Annotated in this window: 18 protein-coding genes; 14 read left to right on the top strand and 4 right to left on the bottom strand. The window is 62.1% G+C overall.

Annotated elements, in window-relative coordinates:
- The first annotated feature begins 126 nt into the window (after nucleotides 1–126).
- Nucleotides 127–366: a YdcH family protein gene (locus tag PXK07_RS02355; RefSeq protein WP_274846583.1), complete on the top strand. Its 240-nt coding sequence runs from the start codon at nucleotides 127–129 to the stop codon at nucleotides 364–366.
- Between the two features lie 83 nt (nucleotides 367–449).
- Here PXK07_RS02355 and PXK07_RS02360 read toward each other — a convergent pair whose 3' ends face one another.
- The 3 genes from PXK07_RS02360 to PXK07_RS02370 form a co-directional block, all read right to left on the bottom strand.
- Nucleotides 450–1,838, bottom strand: coding sequence for a helix-turn-helix domain-containing protein (locus PXK07_RS02360; protein WP_274846584.1), 1,389 nt, complete (start codon nucleotides 1,836–1,838; stop codon nucleotides 450–452).
- 65 nt (nucleotides 1,839–1,903) lie between these two features.
- Nucleotides 1,904–3,115 carry a multidrug effflux MFS transporter gene (locus tag PXK07_RS02365; protein ID WP_446728344.1) on the bottom strand — a complete coding sequence of 404 codons (1,212 nt, stop codon included), beginning with the start codon at nucleotides 3,113–3,115 and terminating at the stop codon, nucleotides 1,904–1,906.
- 95 nt (nucleotides 3,116–3,210) lie between these two features.
- Nucleotides 3,211–4,578, bottom strand: coding sequence for a M10 family metallopeptidase (locus tag PXK07_RS02370; RefSeq protein ID WP_274846585.1), 1,368 nt, complete (start codon nucleotides 4,576–4,578; stop codon nucleotides 3,211–3,213).
- A gap of 257 nt (nucleotides 4,579–4,835) precedes the next feature.
- Here PXK07_RS02370 and PXK07_RS02375 point away from each other — a divergent pair, with 257 nt between their 5' ends.
- From PXK07_RS02375 to PXK07_RS02405, 7 genes are all read left to right on the top strand, one after another.
- The gene (locus PXK07_RS02375) at nucleotides 4,836–6,368 is read left to right on the top strand and encodes an acyl-CoA carboxylase subunit beta (protein ID WP_274846586.1); all 1,533 of its coding nucleotides are present in this window, start codon (nucleotides 4,836–4,838) and stop codon (nucleotides 6,366–6,368) included.
- Between the two features lie 7 nt (nucleotides 6,369–6,375).
- Nucleotides 6,376–6,741, top strand: coding sequence for a hypothetical protein (locus PXK07_RS02380; protein WP_274846587.1), 366 nt, complete (start codon nucleotides 6,376–6,378; stop codon nucleotides 6,739–6,741).
- Between the two features lie 295 nt (nucleotides 6,742–7,036).
- A complete protein-coding gene (locus PXK07_RS02385) occupies nucleotides 7,037–7,423 on the top strand; it encodes a DUF6497 family protein (RefSeq protein WP_274846588.1) in 387 nt (128 codons plus the stop codon).
- Between the two features lie 214 nt (nucleotides 7,424–7,637).
- On the top strand, nucleotides 7,638–7,778 hold the full coding sequence (locus PXK07_RS02390) for a hypothetical protein (protein WP_274846589.1): 141 nt from the start codon (nucleotides 7,638–7,640) through the stop codon (nucleotides 7,776–7,778).
- A 69-nt stretch (nucleotides 7,779–7,847) separates the two neighbouring features.
- On the top strand, nucleotides 7,848–8,204 hold the full coding sequence (locus tag PXK07_RS02395; RefSeq protein WP_274846590.1) for a hypothetical protein: 357 nt from the start codon (nucleotides 7,848–7,850) through the stop codon (nucleotides 8,202–8,204).
- A 528-nt stretch (nucleotides 8,205–8,732) separates the two neighbouring features.
- Nucleotides 8,733–10,778: an acetyl-CoA carboxylase biotin carboxylase subunit gene (locus PXK07_RS02400; protein ID WP_274846591.1), complete on the top strand. Its 2,046-nt coding sequence runs from the start codon at nucleotides 8,733–8,735 to the stop codon at nucleotides 10,776–10,778.
- Nucleotides 10,779–10,969: 191 nt separating this feature from the next.
- Nucleotides 10,970–11,470 (top strand): hypothetical protein, encoded by a 501-nt coding sequence (locus tag PXK07_RS02405; RefSeq protein ID WP_274846592.1) that lies wholly within the window; start codon nucleotides 10,970–10,972, stop codon nucleotides 11,468–11,470.
- Nucleotides 11,471–11,474: 4 nt separating this feature from the next.
- Here PXK07_RS02405 and PXK07_RS02410 read toward each other — a convergent pair whose 3' ends face one another.
- Complete coding sequence (locus PXK07_RS02410) at nucleotides 11,475–11,918, bottom strand: DUF4174 domain-containing protein (protein WP_274846593.1); 444 nt, start codon at nucleotides 11,916–11,918, stop codon at nucleotides 11,475–11,477.
- 180 nt (nucleotides 11,919–12,098) lie between these two features.
- Between PXK07_RS02410 and PXK07_RS02415 the strand changes: the two genes are divergently transcribed.
- The 6 genes from PXK07_RS02415 (at nucleotide 12,099) to PXK07_RS02440 (ending at nucleotide 18,101) form a co-directional block, all read left to right on the top strand.
- Nucleotides 12,099–13,037: a hypothetical protein gene (locus tag PXK07_RS02415; protein ID WP_274846594.1), complete on the top strand. Its 939-nt coding sequence runs from the start codon at nucleotides 12,099–12,101 to the stop codon at nucleotides 13,035–13,037.
- Nucleotides 13,003–15,129: a methylmalonyl-CoA mutase gene (gene scpA / locus PXK07_RS02420; RefSeq protein WP_274846595.1), complete on the top strand. Its 2,127-nt coding sequence runs from the start codon at nucleotides 13,003–13,005 to the stop codon at nucleotides 15,127–15,129. The genes PXK07_RS02415 and scpA overlap by 35 nt, the downstream gene beginning before the upstream one ends.
- Before the next feature lie 164 nt (nucleotides 15,130–15,293).
- The gene (locus tag PXK07_RS02425) at nucleotides 15,294–15,896 is read left to right on the top strand and encodes a VOC family protein (protein WP_274846676.1); all 603 of its coding nucleotides are present in this window, start codon (nucleotides 15,294–15,296) and stop codon (nucleotides 15,894–15,896) included.
- On the top strand, nucleotides 15,893–16,417 hold the full coding sequence (locus PXK07_RS02430) for a GNAT family N-acetyltransferase (RefSeq protein WP_274846596.1): 525 nt from the start codon (nucleotides 15,893–15,895) through the stop codon (nucleotides 16,415–16,417). Before PXK07_RS02425 ends, PXK07_RS02430 begins: the two co-directional genes overlap by 4 nt.
- Before the next feature lie 9 nt (nucleotides 16,418–16,426).
- Nucleotides 16,427–17,125 carry a TerB family tellurite resistance protein gene (locus PXK07_RS02435; RefSeq protein ID WP_274846597.1) on the top strand — a complete coding sequence of 233 codons (699 nt, stop codon included), beginning with the start codon at nucleotides 16,427–16,429 and terminating at the stop codon, nucleotides 17,123–17,125.
- Complete coding sequence (locus PXK07_RS02440; RefSeq protein ID WP_274846598.1) at nucleotides 17,106–18,101, top strand: endonuclease/exonuclease/phosphatase family protein; 996 nt, start codon at nucleotides 17,106–17,108, stop codon at nucleotides 18,099–18,101. The genes PXK07_RS02435 and PXK07_RS02440 overlap by 20 nt, the downstream gene beginning before the upstream one ends.
- Nucleotides 18,102–18,106: the final 5 nt, after the last annotated feature.

An 18,106-nucleotide genomic window follows, 5' to 3' on the forward strand; every position in this document is an offset into this window, starting at 1 on the left:
GGCCAGCGTCGCATTTCGGTGTCTTTGAAAAACCTGCATTTGGGGGAATGATTTGATCCCGGTCAAAGTGGCGGGAGTCTCGCTGTTCTACTGTCTTGGAGACAGATGAATAGAAGGAGCGAACAGATGTCGAATACACCTCATGAACTGGCCGAGGAATTCCCTGACAAGGTCGACGTGATGAGCGCGTTGAAGCAGTCGGATGCCCATTTCGCGAAGCTGGCGGATGAATACCACGAGATCAACCGTGCGGTTCACCGGGCGGAAACCAATGTGGAGCCGGTCGAGGAACTGGCCGAAGTGGAAATGCGCAAGAAGCGCGCGGCTCTCAAGGATGAGATCTGGGGCATTCTGGCCAAGGCCTGAGCCAACTGCGTGTGTTGGTTGGTATCCGGGGTTCGCGATGCGGACCCCGTTTTCTTTTGGCGCAGGATGAATTGGGTCAGAGCCTAGCTCACCTCATAGGGCAGGATGCCGCGCGCATCGGCATTGATGCTCAACCGTCTTTCCAGCGGCGGTACCGAACGCTGGTGGCAATGCTTGCGTTCGCAAATACGGCAGGAGATTCCGATGGGTTCATAGGCCGATGCGTTGTTCACATCCAGGCTGTCGGCATAGACCAGCGCATCCGCATGGCGCACCTCGCATCCCAGCGCGATCGCATAGCGCCGCACCGGTGAGCCGAACGAGCCTCCGGGTTTGGAGACATCATGCGCCAGGGAAATGTAGCGCACGCCGTCCGGTGTTTCGGCCAGTTGGCGCAGGAAATGTCCCGGCGTCTCAAAGGCCCGGTGCACGTTCCACAAGGGGCAGGCCCCGCCGAACCGGGCAAATTGCAGCCGGGTTGCCGAATGGCGTTTGGTGATGGTGCCGGCCTGGTCGACGCGGACAAAGAAGAAGGGGATCCCCTTGGCGCCGGGGCGCTGCAGGGTGGAGAGGCGATGCGCCACCTGTTCGATGGAGGCGCCAAATCGGGTGGCCAGGCGTTCCAGATCATGCCGGTCGTCCTGCGCCGCTGCCAGAAAGCGGCCATAGGGCATCAGGGCGGCGCCTGCGAAATAGTTGGCAAGGCCGATCTTGGCGATGGCGCGGGCCTCGTTGGTCTGGAAGCGGGCGAAATCGAGGGTCGCCTCCAGGAGGTTGTCCTGGCTGAGCAGCGCCACTTGCAACAGCAGTTGAAACACCTGCGTCGAGGGTGCGGTGCGGTTTGACAGACGCAGCGTTCGCGTTTCGACATCATAGCTGCGCAAGCCGTCCATATCGGCCATCTGCACGGTGATCCCGGCCGTCTCCAGCGCCGAAAGCGCCGCTGCGCGGACATCGGCCTCGCCCGCAAAACGTTCCGCGGCCCGGTCGACGGCATCGATGTAGTTGTCGCAGTAGTGGAAGAAATCGCGCACCTCTTCCCAGGGGCTGGCCTGAATGCGGGCATCCTCGCGTCCCAAGGCCTCGTCCAGGGAGGCCAGCCTTTCATGGGTTTGCCGGTAAGCGCGATGCAGTGTCAGAAACGCGCGAGCCAGCGCCGGGGCGTTGGATGCGGTCAGGCGCAGATCGGCCAGGGGCGGGGGATCATCGGCAAAGACCGGATCGGCCATTGCTTCGCGCATGTCGCTGACCAGGCGTTCGCTGTCGCCCGCGCTCAGCTCGGTCACATCCATGCCGAATTCCTGCGCCAGCGCCAGGACCACAGTTGTCGACACCGGGCGGTTGTTGTTCTCCATCTGGTTGAGATAGGGCAGGGAGACGCCCAGCTTGGCGGCAAAGTCCTTCTGCGTCAGCTCAAGCCGGGTGCGCATCTCACGCAGCTTGGCACCGGCATAGAGTTTCTGGGTGGCCATCGGGCGTACCTTTGCAAATCCTGATTGCTTGCATTGTATAAATGCAAATCAGGCCCGGCAAGGTGTCACAGATGCAGGGATTTCTCGCGCTGGATCACCAGGATGATGGCGGCAAGCCCCAGCAGCGCAGTGACAAACATGATGGCCAGCAGTGGCACGGCGGTGGCTCCGGGCACCAGGAGCCAGCCGGCAAAGGCACTGAGGCCCGCGCCGCCGCCAATCATGATCGCGCCGCTCAGGCCAGAGGCGGAGCCTGCCAGATGCGGGCGCACGGAAATGGCGCCGGCGGTGGCATTGGGGATCGCCATGCCATTGCCAAGCCCCACAAGGGTCATGAACCCAAAGAAGCTGTACAGGCTGTCCAGCCCGGCGATTGCGATTGCCAGGGAAATCCCGACCCCGACACCATTGACGATACAGCCCCACAGGACCATCCGGTTGACGCCGAGCCTTGTCGAGTAGCGCCCAGAGACGAAATTACCGAGGAAATAGCCCACCGCGGGGGCGGCAAAGCACACACCCAAGACAGCCGGGTCCAGGTGATAGACCTGGGTGCCCACGAAGGGGGCGCCGCCCAGATAGGCGAAGAATGCGCCCGAGGCGAGGCCCGAGGCCAGCGAGTAGCCCCAGAACCGGGGCGAGCGGAACAGCTCCGGATATTCGCGGAACTGGGCAATCAGGGTCTTGCCGCTTTTCTGGGCAGTTTCGCCGAAATCGAAATAGGTGATCGCATAGGTGGCCAGGCCCAGTGCAATCAGCAGCCAGAAATTCGCTTGCCAGCCAAAGCTTTCCTCCAGAACGCCGCCAATGGCGGGGCTGATCATCGGGACCACGGCCATGCCCATGGTGACATAGCCGATCATGCTGGCGGCCTTGTCGGTGTCGTAGATGTCGCGCACGGCGGCGCGGCTCAGAACCATCGTGGCGGCAATCGCGGCCTGGGCCATTCGGAAGACCAGAAAGACCCCGGCGGTGGGGGCAAAGATGCAGCCCAGCGTCGCCAGCAGGAACAGGATGATGCTGGTCAGGATCACCGGGCGGCGGCCCATCTGATCAGAGATGGGGCCGACCAGGATCTGCACCACCGCGTTCACCCCAAGATAGAGGGCGACAGACAGCTGCATCAGGCGATAGTCGGCCTCGAAATAGGCGGCCATCCCGGGCAGGGAGGGCAGAAACACATTCATGGCCAGCGCTGACAGTCCCGCCAAAAGAATCAGCGTGCCAATATGCGGTGGGGTCAAAGGGATACGGCCGTTGCCAGAACTCATTGTCATGACAACGATCTAGTGCCGCCAGCGCCTCTTGTCCATTGGCGCATTTCCACAGCTTATGTGCAATCCAACCGAGTCTTGCAGATCCCGGCTTGCCGTCAGACCAGGATGTCGTCGCTCAGATCCGATACGGAGACGCCACGCACCAGCAGTGTGTCAGAGCCGAAGTCGAACAGGGCGCCATCGGCTGTGTCGCTGGCCGCCGCGAGAACTGCGGATAGATCGCCGTGACCTCTGATCTTGATCGTGTCGAGGCCGTCGTCGAAATCGCGGATCGTGTCGTTTCCGAAGGTATTGGCAAAGACAAAGGTGTCAGTGCTGCGCCCTCCGTAGAGAACATCATTGCCAGCCTGGCCGTTCAGCACATCGTTGCCGCCGCCACCCGCCAGCGTATCGTTGCCAGCGCCGCCGAACAGGCGGTCACGCTGGACGCCGCCAGAGAGGGTGTCTGCACCCGCGCCGCCACGCAACTGATCCCGGCCACTATCTCCTACCAGGCTGTCGCGCCCGCCCTCTCCATAGAGCCGATCCCGTCCACTGCCCCCGACCAGATGATCGCCGCCTCGACCGCCGTAAACCGTGTCGTTGCCGATGTTTCCGTAGAGGTAATTGTTATCCGTGTTGCCGGTGATGCGGTCATTGCCCACGCCTGCGCGGACGTCTTCAATCACCGTGCCAAAGGTGATCACCACGTCACTTTCGGCGTCAATGCTGGAGAAGCTGCCTTGTCGCAGGTCGATGACAACATCGCTCGTGCGGTCGGCGACACTGATCATGTCCTGGCCGCCGCTGTCCCAGATTGCATCCACCGTTGCGGTGCGCGAACCGGTGTAGGTGGTGTCACCGGCGTTAAACGCCGCAGAGCCCCAGATATCCTGCAGGGCCAGGACATCAAACAGCATCATCGCGTCGCTGTCCTGCCCGTTGTTGGGGTTCGCGGTGTAGGACATGACCGAGTAGAGGTTGCTGTCATATTCCGAGGGCAGGTCGCTGTCGTCATCGAATGTGTGCCGGAGCCCCATCGCATGGCCCATCTCGTGCAAGAGAAGGTTCATGTATTGATCTGCGGACAGGTCCAGTGTCTCATCAAAGACCACATAGCCATCCCACTGGGTGATGGTCGTCCCGGAGTAGCGAACGCTGTAGCCGCCATATCCGGTGGTGCTGCCGGGCAGCGTGACCGCGCCGACATTGATGTCCGGATCGCTTTGTCCGCTGACTTCGATGAATTCGACGTTCAGAAAGGTTTCGATATGGGCGAGCGCCGCCTCGAAATTGGCCTGTTCGGCTACCGTGAAATCCCGCCATCCGCTGTAGGTGACGCCAGTCGGCAAATCCTCGGGCGCCTGCGTTCCGGCATATTGGTAGGTGATTTCCATCCGGGGCGACGAGCTGAGATTGACAGGATCGCTCTGATAGAAGCGGTCGAACTGCATGGCGCGGATGATTTCCGATGGGCTCAACATCTGGGTACGGTCCCCTTCAAGAACGAATTATGGTCACAATGACTGTGATGATAGACCTCGTCGGCCCGGCAAGAAAGCAAAAGTCACACGGGCTTCGGCGGGAAACAGCCGTTTGAAGCCGGGGATTTGTGAGGGGTTTGCGAAGTTTTCAAATTTTCAGGTGGTGTATGCAAACACTTTGCAAATTTGCGACAAAGGGCTTTGGTCCGGATCTGCGGCAGGGTATGATCCCCGGAAAATCATAGGGGACCTGTGCCATGAAAGATATCCTTTCCGAGCTGGAAGAGCGCCGCGAGGCCGCGCGGCTGGGCGGTGGGCAAAAGCGGATCGATGCGCAGCATGGACGCGGCAAGCTGACAGCCCGCGAACGGATTGATCTTCTGCTGGATGAGGGCAGCTTTGAAGAGTTCGACATGTTCGTCTCGCATCGCTGCACCGACTTCGGCATGGAAAAGCAAAAGCCGGCGGGCGACGGGGTTGTCACCGGCTGGGGCACCATCAATGGCCGCATGGTCTATGTGTTCAGCCAGGATTTCACCGTCTTCGGCGGCTCCCTGTCCGAAACCCATGCGCAGAAGATCTGCAAGATCATGGATATGGCGGTGCAGAACGGCGCGCCCGTGATTGGCATCAACGATTCCGGCGGGGCCCGTATCCAGGAAGGCGTTGCCTCGCTCGCCGGTTATGCGGAAGTGTTCCAGCGCAACATCATGGCTTCGGGCGTGGTGCCGCAGATCTCGGTCATCATGGGGCCCTGCGCCGGTGGCGCGGTCTATTCGCCCGCCATGACCGATTTCATCTTCATGGTGAAAGACAGCTCCTACATGTTCGTGACCGGCCCCGACGTGGTGAAGACCGTCACCAACGAGGTTGTCACCGCCGAAGAGCTTGGCGGTGCCTCGACCCACACCAAGAAATCCTCGGTCGCCGATGGCGCCTTTGAAAACGACGTGGAGGCCCTGGCCGAAGTGCGCCGCCTGGTGGACTTCCTGCCGCTCAACAACCGCGAAAAGCCCCCCGTTCGCCCCTTCTTCGATGAGCCGGGCCGCATCGAGGAGAGCCTCGACACCTTGATCCCGGAAAACCCCAACACGCCCTATGACATGAAGGAACTCATCGTCAAAGTGGCGGACGAGGGCGATTTCTATGAGATCCAGGAAGATTACGCCAAGAACATCATCACCGGCTTTATCCGCCTGGAAGGGCAGACCGTGGGCGTTGTCGCCAACCAGCCGATGGTTCTGGCCGGCTGCCTTGATATCGACAGTTCCCGCAAGGCGGCACGCTTCGTGCGCTTCTGCGACTGTTTCGAGATCCCGATTCTGACCCTGGTCGACGTGCCGGGCTTCCTGCCGGGCACCACGCAGGAATATGGCGGCGTCATCAAGCACGGCGCCAAGCTGCTGTTCGCCTATGGCGAAGCCACGGTTCCAAAGGTCACCGTCATCACCCGCAAGGCCTATGGCGGCGCCTATGACGTGATGGCCTCCAAGCACCTGCGCGGCGATTTCAACTACGCCTGGCCCACGGCCGAGATCGCGGTGATGGGCGCCAAGGGCGCGACCGAGATCATCCATCGCGCCGATCTGGGCGATGCGGAAAAGATCGCGGCCCATACCGCCGATTACGAAGACCGCTTCGCCAACCCGTTTGTGGCGGCAGAGCGTGGCTTCATCGACGAGGTGATCATGCCGCAATCCACCCGCAAGCGGGTCAGCCGGGCCTTCGCGAGCCTTCGCAACAAGAAGCTCGAGAATCCCTGGAAGAAGCACGACAACATTCCGTTGTGATGCGCTGATGGCATCCCGCTGGCATATCCTGCGCGAGGAGGGGGCTTTGACGCTGTGCCGTCAGTCTCCGCCCCGCTTTGACGTGGCATCTGTCACCGATCTGCCTCTGGCGGATCCGGTGCGGCTGGCGCATCAGATCCGGCAGGATATCTGGCGGGCCTTGCAGAATGTGCGCGGGTTTTCTCCGGTGGTTCGGGTTGAGCATTGCGCGGATGGCGCAAGGGTCACGGCCGGTGGACGCGTGGAGGGCGTTGTTGCGCCGGTTCTGGCAGCGCGGATTTCCGACGTGCTTGCCAACCCTGCGAACCGGCGTCGCTGGCTGCGCCATGCCACGCGTGGTCAAGCCAGGCGTGATCAAGGGGGTGAATTGTGAACCCCCGGATTTGTTTCAATTTGTACGGAAGGCGGCCTCAGGGCGCGAGTTTTGGCAGGGCGACATCACCGCATGCGTGTGGGCTTTTGTTGCATCGCCAAATAAAGCTGCGCGGAGATATCTTTCTGCACAAATTTGTAACAACATTTGACACGAAGGGCGAATCGGCTCCATGATCCGCCGCATCGGCATAAGGATAGCGCGCGCCGCGTGCGCAGCGCCTGCAGCCCCGGCAGGAGGAGCCCATTGTCTATGGGGTCGGGGCTGCGGTTATGCCGCTTCACTGTCTTTGGTTTTGCTGAATTCATCGCTTGCGGGTGGGGCTGCCGCCTCTGACGCCTCTGTCGTTCCGGTCAGCGTGCCATCGGGACAGCCCGTGACCCTGTCCGAGATCCTGCTGGACAGCGATCCGGGCGAACTTTGGCTGCGCTTGCGGTTTGTCGCGCCGCAGATCGCCCGCAACGGCGGTACGGCCTCGCATGAAGAGGCGGCCGCCGATATGGATCACCTCTGCAACCGTCTTGCGCTGCGCTACATGAAGGACCAGGACATCGATCCGGCGCGGATCGCGATCTCCTTTTCCGACCGGCTGCTGCCCTTTGGGGTTCAGGACGCTGCGGCAACCCAGTTTTTCGAGGTCTACCGCCCGGAAGGCGACACCTGCATCTGGGAGGGATTCTGATGGCTCCACAAGATCTTGCGGTGCTTTCGTCAGCGCCTGCCTCGCTTGCGGCTTTGCGGTCACAAAAGGCGGAAGCTCTGTCTTTTCGATGTGAAAACCCCTGCCTGCCGGCTATGATTGGCGCGGGCGATCAGATGGTTGCCCGTTCATTGAGGACAGGCCACACCCGGAACGGTCCGGGTGGCGGTTCAAAGGCAGTAATCAGGAGACAGAAATGTCCAAGAGCATCAAACTTTTTGCGCTGGCAGGTCTGCTGGCGGCTGTGGCAGCCTGCGGCAGCAAGCAAGAAGAATTTGTCGTCGTCGAGCCCGAGCCCATTTCGGTCGAGCCGACCTACACCGGCAAATACAAGTAACACTCTTTGGGGTCCGGCCCTGTGGCCGGCCCCATCCGCCGCGCGCGGTGCCGGATCGGAGGCATCGCAATGTTGAAACACCGTGGCTTTCCCGGGCGTCTTCCGGGCACCGATTTTCAATTCATAATCCGTCGTCCAAATCCCAAGGGGGTCACGCCGATCACCCGGCGGGAACGCTATCGTGACCGCCGTGCGCCGGACCGGCGCGCCGATGCCGCCTTCATGAAGGCGCTGTGGGAGCACTTTGGCGATCAGCCGTTTGAACGCGGCAATCTGGATGCCGGGCGCTTGAGCTGGCTGTTCGGGCGCGAAGTGGTCGCGGTCGAGGAGAATTTCGACCCCGCCGATTACGAGGCCCTGCTGGTCATCAATGTGGATCTGGCGCGCCAGTCTTTCCCCGAGGCCTTTGAGGACGAGGGATACTGATGCGCGTTGCGGCCTGCCATATCACGCAAACGTGCGATGCCAACGCCCGCAGGGGGGCTGGTATCGGCATGTTTCTGCACATCGCGGGCGATGGTCAGCGGGATGCCGCGCAGGTCGGTGCTGTGGCTGCTGGCGGGGTTTTCCTTGCGGGCAAGACCTGCAAACCTTGCCCCGTGGCGCAGGCGTTCTGCGCTGCTTCGCATCTGTTCCAGTCCCTTGACCTGGAAAGGCAGGCCCGCGATCCCATCTGCGGCCTGCCTTCTTTTTTGCGCGGCCCGGCGCGCCCGGGCCGGAGCGCACGCCGATCACAGGCGCGGCTGTCGGCGCCGCTGCACCTCTCATCCTCTGCAAGGAAAGCCCCGGCCGGTGCTGATCGCACCGCCCTGCGCCTTGCCACGATATTCCGACCTGTCGCGGTCGGTTCCACCACCACACAGATGATACCGCGCTCGGGCCTGTCCCGCGGGCGGTGCATTGCATTCCGACCCAAGACAGACCGAGGGTCCACCAGAGCACAAGGGACTGCCAATGTTTGATAAGATCCTGATCGCCAACCGGGGCGAGATCGCCTGCCGTGTCATCAAGACCGCGCGCAAGATGGGCATCAAGACCGTTGCCATCTATTCGGATGCGGACAAGCAGGCGCTGCATGTCCAGATGGCGGATGAAGCCGTGCACATCGGCCCGCCGCCCGCCAACCAGTCCTATATCGTGATCGACAAGGTTATGGATGCCATCCGTCAAAGCGGCGCGCAGGCGGTGCATCCGGGCTATGGCTTCCTGTCGGAAAACGCCAAATTTGCCGAGGCGCTGGCCGCCGAGGGTGTCGCCTTTGTCGGCCCCCCCGTTGGCGCCATCGAAAGCATGGGGGACAAGATCACCTCCAAGAAGATCGCCCAGGATGCCCAGGTCAGCACGGTGCCCGGCTATATGGGCCTCATCGAGGACGCCGACGAGGCGGTGAAGATCTCCAACGAGATCGGCTACCCGGTGATGATCAAGGCCTCCGCCGGCGGTGGCGGCAAGGGCATGCGGATCGCCTGGAACGATGAAGAGGCCCGCGAAGGCTTCCAGTCCTCCAAGAACGAGGCGGCAAACTCTTTCGGGGATGACCGGATCTTCATCGAGAAATTCGTGACGCAACCCCGCCACATCGAGATCCAGGTCCTGTGCGATACCCATGGCAACGGCATCTACCTGGGCGAGCGGGAATGCTCGATCCAGCGCCGCAACCAGAAAGTGGTCGAAGAGGCGCCGTCGCCCTTCCTTGATGAAGCCACCCGCAAGGCGATGGGCGAGCAGGCCGTCGCGCTGGCCAAGGCCGTGGGCTATGCCTCTGCCGGTACCGTGGAATTCATCGTCGATGGCGACAAGAACTTCTACTTCCTGGAAATGAACACCCGCTTGCAGGTGGAACACCCCGTGACTGAGCTGATCACCGGCGTTGACCTGGTGGAGCAGATGATCCGGGTTGCCGGCGGTGAGCCGCTGTCGATCACCCAGGACGATGTGAAACTCACCGGCTGGGCGATCGAGAACCGTCTCTATGCCGAAGATCCCTATCGTAACTTCCTGCCCTCGATCGGCCGTCTGACCCGCTATCGCCCGCCGGCAGAGCAGGCCTCCGGCCCGCTCTTGGAAAACGGCAAATGGCAGGGGGATGCGCCCGAGGGCGTGGTTGCGGTGCGCAACGATACCGGCGTCTACGAGGGCGGCGAGATCTCGATGTATTACGACCCGATGATCGCCAAGCTCTGCACCTGGGCGCCCACCCGCGAGGCAGCAATCGCCGCCATGCGCGATGCGCTGGACGGGTTCGAAGTGGAAGGCATCGGTCACAACCTGCCGTTCCTGTCGGCGGTGATGGATCATCCGAAATTCGTCAGCGGTGACATGACTACGGCCTTCATCGCCGAAGAATACCCTGAAGGCTTCGAAGGCGTGGAGCTGCCCGAAGGGGAGCTGCGCCGTATCGCGGCTGCGACTGCTGCCATGCACCGGGTCGCCGAAATCCGCCGCACCCGCGTGTCGGGCCGTATGGGCAACCACGAGCGCAAGGTCGGCACCGATTGGGTTGTAACCCTGCAGGGGCAGTCCTTCGACGTTGAGATCGACGCCGATCATGATGGTTCCACCGTGCGGTTCGCCGACGGAACCTCGATCCGGGTGGCATCTGACTGGACGCCGGGCGATCAGCTGGCGCGGGTGTCCACCGATGGCGACATGCTGGTTCTGAAAGTGGGCAAGATCTCGGGCGGCTTCCGCATCCGCAGCCGTGGCGCCGATCTGAAGGTGCATGTGCGCACCCCCCGTCAGGCGGAACTCGCCCGTCTGATGCCGGAGAAACTTCCGCCGGACACTTCGAAACTGCTGCTCTGCCCGATGCCGGGTCTGATCGTGAAGGTCGATGTGGAAGTCGGTCAGGAAGTCCAGGAAGGTCAGGCGCTCTGCACCGTCGAGGCGATGAAGATGGAGAATATCCTGCGCGCCGAGAAGAAGGGTGTGGTTTCCAAGATCAACGCCAGCGCGGGCGACAGCCTGGCGGTGGACGATGTGATCATGGAGTTCGAATAAGATGCACCACGGGGCAGCTTTCCAGATGGGGCCATGCGCCTCTGTCCGGGCCGGGGGCGGGCGGATGCCTGTCTCCGGGGCTGCCCCGACCATCGCGTCCGGTCTAATGACCGTCACGTGCACCAATTCTTCAGGAGTGGATGTCAGACTGCCCCGGTGTGATCGGTATCAAGGGGTTCTGGAGGCACCAAATGCGGCGTATGACTTTGGCTCTGATGGCGGGCCTGTTTCTCTTGTCGGCCTGCGCGCTGGACGAGGAGGAAGAGGTGCGCGCGATGGTCTCGCCTTGGGTGCAACTGGGCGATACCTATTTCTTCGAATCTTCCTCGACCTGTACGGCGGCGGTGTTTCACACGGCAAGCCCGCGGATCAGTTCGCTGGTGTCCAAGGCGCGATCGGTGTCGACTGGCATGAAGATGCTCTCCGAAGGCAAGCCGGTCTCCTTCGACGTGGGCGGCAAGACACCCAATATGCTGACCGAAGAGATCATGTCGCGCGACCTGCCGCAGGGGATCAGCGTGCTGAACTCCGGGCTGGCGGGTGCCAATTGCATGTCCGAACTGGTCAAGTCGATCTACTATCAGGCGATCATGAACCCGCAGTCGCGGCTGATCTTCGTGCCCGACGGGGATGCGATGATCGTGGTGGACCGGCAGGCGGGCGCCCTGATCTACGTGCGCGGCAACGGCTAACCCGTCAGCTGCCGCGACGTTCTTCTACTTCGCGCAGGCGGGACGGAAACTTGTCGATGGTGCGGCTCAGCTCGCGCACCGACCAGGGATGCGGTTTGCGCAGTTTCACACCACCATCCTTGCCCACCAGCACCAGCATGAATCCCCTGGGGCGCAGCTTCTTGCGCAATTCGGAGTTTTTGCCCGGATCGGTGTCGGTCAGAACCACTACATCCCGCTCCAACAGATCCTCGGCGCCTTTTTCCAGCCGCTGCAACTGGTCCTGGAACCGCGGGTCTTCGGCGCTGTCGGCAAAGACCACCACCGGCCTGTTGTGCCACAGGAACGCGCTGAGATCGCCTTCATATTCCGGCAGGATCCAGGCCGGGGCATCCGGCTGCGCTGTGTCTTCGGCCAGGACGGCTGTGGGCAGAAAAGCTGTCAGAACAAGGGCTAGGATGGGTTTCATGGCTCCTCCTGTTGCCGACAATATATGCCGCGCCTTGGCGAATGCGATGGTCGATTGCATGGGGCGGGAAAAAAATTCAACTCGCATTAACCGCTTTGAGAGGGTGTGCTGCGCATGATCACGCCGTCTTCCTCTCACCGTCCGCAAAAAGGCGGGCCTGTCCAAAGGACTGGAAAAGCGATGCAAGTGATTGTTCATCTGGGTGCCCACCGGTGCGCCACAACTTCGTTTCAGGATTATCTGCGCTTCAATGCCGCCCCGCTGGCCGAGCAGGGCCTGGTGGCCTGGGGGCCGGATCGCACCCGCGAGGGGCTGTTTCACGGTATCCTGCCCAATCCGTCGGTGATCGGGGCTGCCAAGGGTGCCAAACGGGCGCGCGGGCGACTGAAGATGCGCCTGGACGAGGCCCGGCAGGCGGGCACGCAACAGTTGCTGATCAGCGACGAGAACATGATGGGCAGCATCCGCGAGAACCTGCGCCTGGCCGACCTATACTGCGGTGTGGGCGAACGGCTGGCACGTTTTCACGAGGCCTTTGACGGGAACATCTCGGTTCTGGCGGTCAACCTGCGCAGCCTGGAAAGCTATTGGACCTCGGCACTGACCTATGCGGTGGCGCGCGGCCACCGGGTGCCGGTCGCAGGGCAACTGGACCGGCTGCTGCACAGCACGCGCAGCTGGCGGGATGTGCTGACGGATATCGCCTGTTCCATGCCGGAGGTCGAGATCCGCGTGCTGCCGTTCGAGACCTTCGGCGGGCGGCCCGAGTTGCAGTTGGAACTGCTGACCGGCTGCAAGGGGCCGCGTGAGAATGCGCGTATGCGCCATGCCGCTTCGCCGCGGCTGGAAGAGCTGCGCCGCACGATGCCGACCTCTGCCGCCCTTGCCCTGCCGCAGGGCGAAGGACGCTGGCGGCCGCTGGACGAGGTGCAAAGTGCCGCCCTGCGTGAACGCTATGCGGACGATTTGATGTGGCTGGCTGCGGGCGCCGACGGGCTGTCGCAGATCCAGCTGATGTATGACCCAGACAAACAGGTGGCGGGACAGAACCTGCCCCAGAACGACTTGACGAGAGGAAGACCCCATGACGAAGACAGACGATTGGCGGGCTCTGGCTGAAAAAGAGCTGCGCGGACGCCCGCTCGACGATCTCACCTGGAAGACGCTCGAGGATATCGACGTTAAGCCGCTCTATACGGTTGAGGACACGAAGGATCTGCCGCATGTCGGCACGATCCCTGGATTTGCACCGTTTACCCGCGGTGTGAAGGCCACCATGTATGCGGGCCGCCCCTGGACCATCCGCCAATATGCGGGCTTCTCCACGGCGGAAGAATCCAACGCCTTTTACCGCCGCAACCTGGCCGCCGGTCAGCAGGGGGTTTCGGTCGCCTTCGACCTGGCCACCCACCGCGGCTATGACAGTGACCACGAACGGGTGGTCGGCGATGTCGGCAAGGCCGGCGTGGCCATCGACAGTGTCGAGGATATGAAGATCCTCTTTGACGGTATCCCGCTCGACAAGGTTTCGGTCTCGATGACCATGAACGGCGCGGTGATCCCGATCCTGGCCAACTTCATCGTCGCAGGTGAAGAGCAGGGGCACGACAAGAGCTTGCTGGCGGGCACCATTCAGAACGACATTCTGAAAGAGTTCATGGTGCGCAACACCTATATCTATCCGCCCGAACCTTCGATGCGGATCATTTCGGACATCATCGAATATACCTCGAACGAGATGCCGAAATTCAACTCGATCTCGATTTCCGGCTATCACATGCAGGAAGCGGGTGCGAACCTGGTGCAGGAACTGGCCTATACCATTGCCGATGGCCGCGAATACGTGCGGGCGGCGATCAATGCCGGCATGGACGTGGACAAATTCGCCGGCCGCCTGTCGTTCTTCTTTGCCATCGGCATGAATTTCTTCATGGAAATCGCCAAGCTGCGCGCGGCGCGGACCCTGTGGTACCGGGTGATGACCGAATTCGGTGCCAAGAACGACCGCTCCAAGATGCTGCGCACCCACTGCCAGACCTCGGGGGTCTCCCTGCAGGAGCAGGATCCCTATAACAACGTGATCCGCACCGCCTATGAGGCGATGTCGGCGGTTCTGGGCGGCACCCAGTCCCTGCATACCAATGCGCTGGATGAGGCCATTGCCCTGCCGACCGATTTCTCGGCCCGCATCGCGCGCAACACCCAGCTGGTGCTGCAGGAAGAAACCGGCGTGACCAAGGTGGTCGATCCCTTGGCGGGGTCGTTCTACGTCGAAAGCCTGACCGAAGAGCTGATCGAAAAGGCCTGGGCCATCATCCAGGACGTCGAGGACATGGGCGGCATGACCAAGGCGGTGGCCAGCGGCATTCCGAAACTGCGCATCGAGGAAACCGCGGCCAAACGTCAGGCAATGATCGATCGCGGCGAAGAGGTGATCGTCGGCGTGAACAAGTACCGCAAGGAAAAGGAAGATCCGATCGACATTCTCGACGTGGACAATGTCGCGGTGCGCGAAAGCCAGATTGCCCGGTTGCAACAGATCCGCGCAACACGCGACGAGGCCGCCTGTCAGAGTGCATTGGATGAGGTCACCCGTCGTGCAAAGGAAGGTGGCAACCTTCTGGAAGCCGCTGTCGAAGCTGCCCGTGCCCGGGCCTCTGTTGGGGAAATCAGCATGGCAATGGAAAAAGAATTCGGCCGTCACCGCGCCGAGGTGAAAACCCTGGCGGGCGTTTACGGCGCCGCTTACGAAGGCGACGAAGGCTTTGCCGCGATCCAGAAATCCATCGAGGACTTCGCGGAGGAAGAAGGCCGCCGTCCGCGCCTCTTGGTGGTGAAGATGGGCCAGGACGGTCATGACCGCGGCGCCAAGGTGATTGCCACCGCCTTTGCCGATATCGGTTTTGACGTTGACGTGGGGCCGCTGTTCCAGACCCCGGCCGAGGCGGCACAGGATGCCATCGACAACGACGTGCATGTCGTGGGCATCTCCAGCCAGGCGGCCGGTCACAAGACGCTGGCACCGCAGCTGATCAAAGAGCTGAAGGAGCAGGGCGCCGAGGATATCATCGTGATCTGCGGCGGTGTTATCCCGCAGCAGGACTATCAGTTCCTCTATGATAATGGCGTCAAGGCGATCTTCGGCCCCGGCACCAATATCCCCGAGGCGGCGCAGGATATCCTGAAGCTGATCCGCGAAGCGCGCAGCTGATCCCGTTGATCCGCTAGGGCGGACAAAACGCCAAGAAAACGACCCGGTGCCCCAGTGGCGCCGGGTTTCCTGTTTGATAGGGTGGTTGGGCGCCGTGGCTTTCACGTTGTGAACCTTGGATTTGCCGTTAAGGTGCGGCGAAAACAGGGGAGTGATAGGCGATGATGGAACTGGATCACATTGCCGTGGCCGGCGAGACGCTGGAGGCGGCTGCAGACTACGTTGAGACAGCGCTGGGCGTCCCGCTGCAGGCGGGTGGGCAGCACCAGGTTTTTGGCACCCACAACCGGCTTTTGGGGCTGGCGGATGGGTTGTATCTGGAAGCCATCGCCCTTGATCCGGGTGCAACGCCGGAACGCAGCCCGTGCTGGTTTGATCTTGATAATTTCAGCGGGACGCCGCGTCTCACCAACTGGATCTGTCGCACAACCGGCCTGCCGAAACTGCTGGAGCGGATGCCGGACGGGGCTGGTACGCCCGTCGCATTGACGCGCGGCGATCTGGTCTGGGACATGGCAGTGCCTGCAGATGGCAAGCTGCCCTATGGCAATCTCTTTCCGGCGCTCATTGAATGGCACAGCGATCACCCCGCCCCCCGGCTGGAGCAGCAGGGCTGCGCGCTGCGTCGCCTGGTGATCTCTCATCCTGACGCGGCGAAGCTGGAGGAGATGCTGCCGCTCAACGATGGGCGGTTGGTGTTCGAGACCGGGCCTGCCGCCATGGAAGCGGAATTCGACACCCCGCATGGGCAGCGGGTCCTGCGGTGATCGTCCGACAGGCCACTGCGGCGGATGCGGGCGGGATCGCGCAGATCACCAATCAGATCATCCGCGACACGCTGATCACCTTCACGACGGCAGAGAAACCTGCGGATCAGATCGCCAGCGAGATTGCTCAAAAAGGCGCACGCTTTCAGGTGGCCGAAGAGGCAGGCACGCTCCTTGGCTATGTGAGCCTGGGGGCCTTTCGCGCGGGCCCCGGCTATGCCCGCACCTGCGAACACACGATCTACCTGGCCGAAACGGCCCGTGGCCGTGGGGCAGGCCGCGCCCTGATCGCCGCGATCGAGGATGTCGCGCGCGCCGAGGGGATCCATGTGCTTGTGGCAGGGATCAGCGCGGTCAATACCGGAGGCTTGGCCTTTCACGCCGCCATGGGATTTGACGAGGTGGGACGCCTGCCGCAGGTCGGTCGCAAGGCGGGGCGGTGGCTGGATCTTGTGCTGATGCAGAAAATTCTGACGGTAGAGGCCGACGCAGCCCCTGACAGCGCGGCGCAGACCGGTTAACCTCTGGGCATGTCTCTGTGGACCCGCATATCCGAGGCGCTGGGCGCGCTGGCCAAGGGGGAAAGCCTGGCGCATGTCTTTGACAAGCTTAAGGCACCGCCTGAGCGTACCGTCGGTTTTGCCATCGCGGTGATCGCCCTGGGCGCCAAGATGGCCAAGGCGGACGGGCAGGTGACGCGGGACGAGGTCACCGCCTTTCGCGAGGTTTTCCAGATTGCCCGCGCTGACGAGGCGGGTGCGGCCCGGGTGTTCAACATGGCGCGCACCGATGTGGCGGGCTACCAGGATTATGCCGCCCGTATCCAGCGCATGTTTGCCAATGACCCGGCCACCCTGTGCGACCTGATGGAGGGGCTGTTTCACATCGCCATGGCAGATGGGTTCTACCATCCCGGCGAGAACGAATTCCTGGAAGAGGTGAGCCGTATCTTCGGGCAAACCCCGCAGCAGTTCACTGCCCTGCGGGCGCGGTTTGTGACCGATGCGCCGAAGGATCCTTATGCGGTGCTCGGCGTGCCTGCCGATATGCCCCTCGCGGAGATCCGCAAGCACTGGCGCCGCCTGGTGCGGGAAACCCACCCGGATGCAATGATGGCGCGCGGCGTCCCCGAAGAGGCGGTGCGCCTTGCGGAAAAACGGATGATCGACATCAACCGCGCCTGGGACGAGATCAACGGATGCGGGACCCATGCGGCTGGTCACCTATAACGTCGAGTGGTTCTCGCATCTGTTCGACAAGAACGACCAGCTGATTCTGGATGAAAAACCCTCTGGGCGCTATGATGTGGATCGCTACACCCAGGCGGTGTCGCTGGCGCATGTGTTCCAGACGCTGGATGCGGATGCGGTGATGGTGATCGAGGCGCCCAATACCGGGCGGCGTCAGCGCACCGTGCGCGCGCTTGGCGCCTTTGCTGCCGAGGCGGGCCTGCGCGCCTGCGAGGTGGTCAGCGGTTTTGCCACCGATACCCATCAGGAAATCGCCCTGATGTATGATCCGGCGGTGCTCAGCGCCGAACACGATGCCCAAAGCAGCCCTGAGGCGCCTCGCTTTGACGGCAGTTTCGAAATCGACCTTGATATCGATGAACGGCCTGACAGGGTGCGGTTTTCCAAGCCGCCCCTGGAACTGGCGGTCACCCTTCACAGCGGCAGGACACTCCGCCTGATCGGTGCGCATCTGAAATCCAAGGCCCCCTATGGCGTGCAGGGGCATGATGCGATCATCCAGCGCGCGCTGGAGAATCGGCGCACCCAGCTGGCTCAGGCGATCTGGCTGCATCGCCGTATCGAGGCGCATGTGGCGGCAGGGGACGATCTGATCGTAATGGGGGATTTGAACGATGGTCCGGGACTGGATGAGTACGAACGGCTGTTTGGCCGGTCCTCGGTCGAAATCGTGATGGGGCAGGAGCTGCGCGATCCCCATGCTCAGATCCTGAGCCAGCCGCGCCCCGGTAGCCCGCCCAGCACCGCGCGTTTCTACGATGAAGACAGGAAACGTTTCTTTCGCGCCTGTCTTGACTACGTGATGATCTCCAAGGGGTTGGAGGGGTGCAACCCGCGCTGGCGGATCTGGCACCCGTTCGAGGATGCCGCCTGCTACAAGGATGAGGTGCTGCGCGAGGCGCTCTTGATGGCGTCGGATCATTTCCCGGTCAGCCTGGATATCGATCTGACTTAAAATCG

Origin of the sequence: Phaeobacter sp. QD34_24, assembly GCF_028890115.1 — a bacterium.
In the GTDB taxonomy this organism is placed as follows: Bacteria; Pseudomonadota; Alphaproteobacteria; order Rhodobacterales; family Rhodobacteraceae; genus Phycobacter.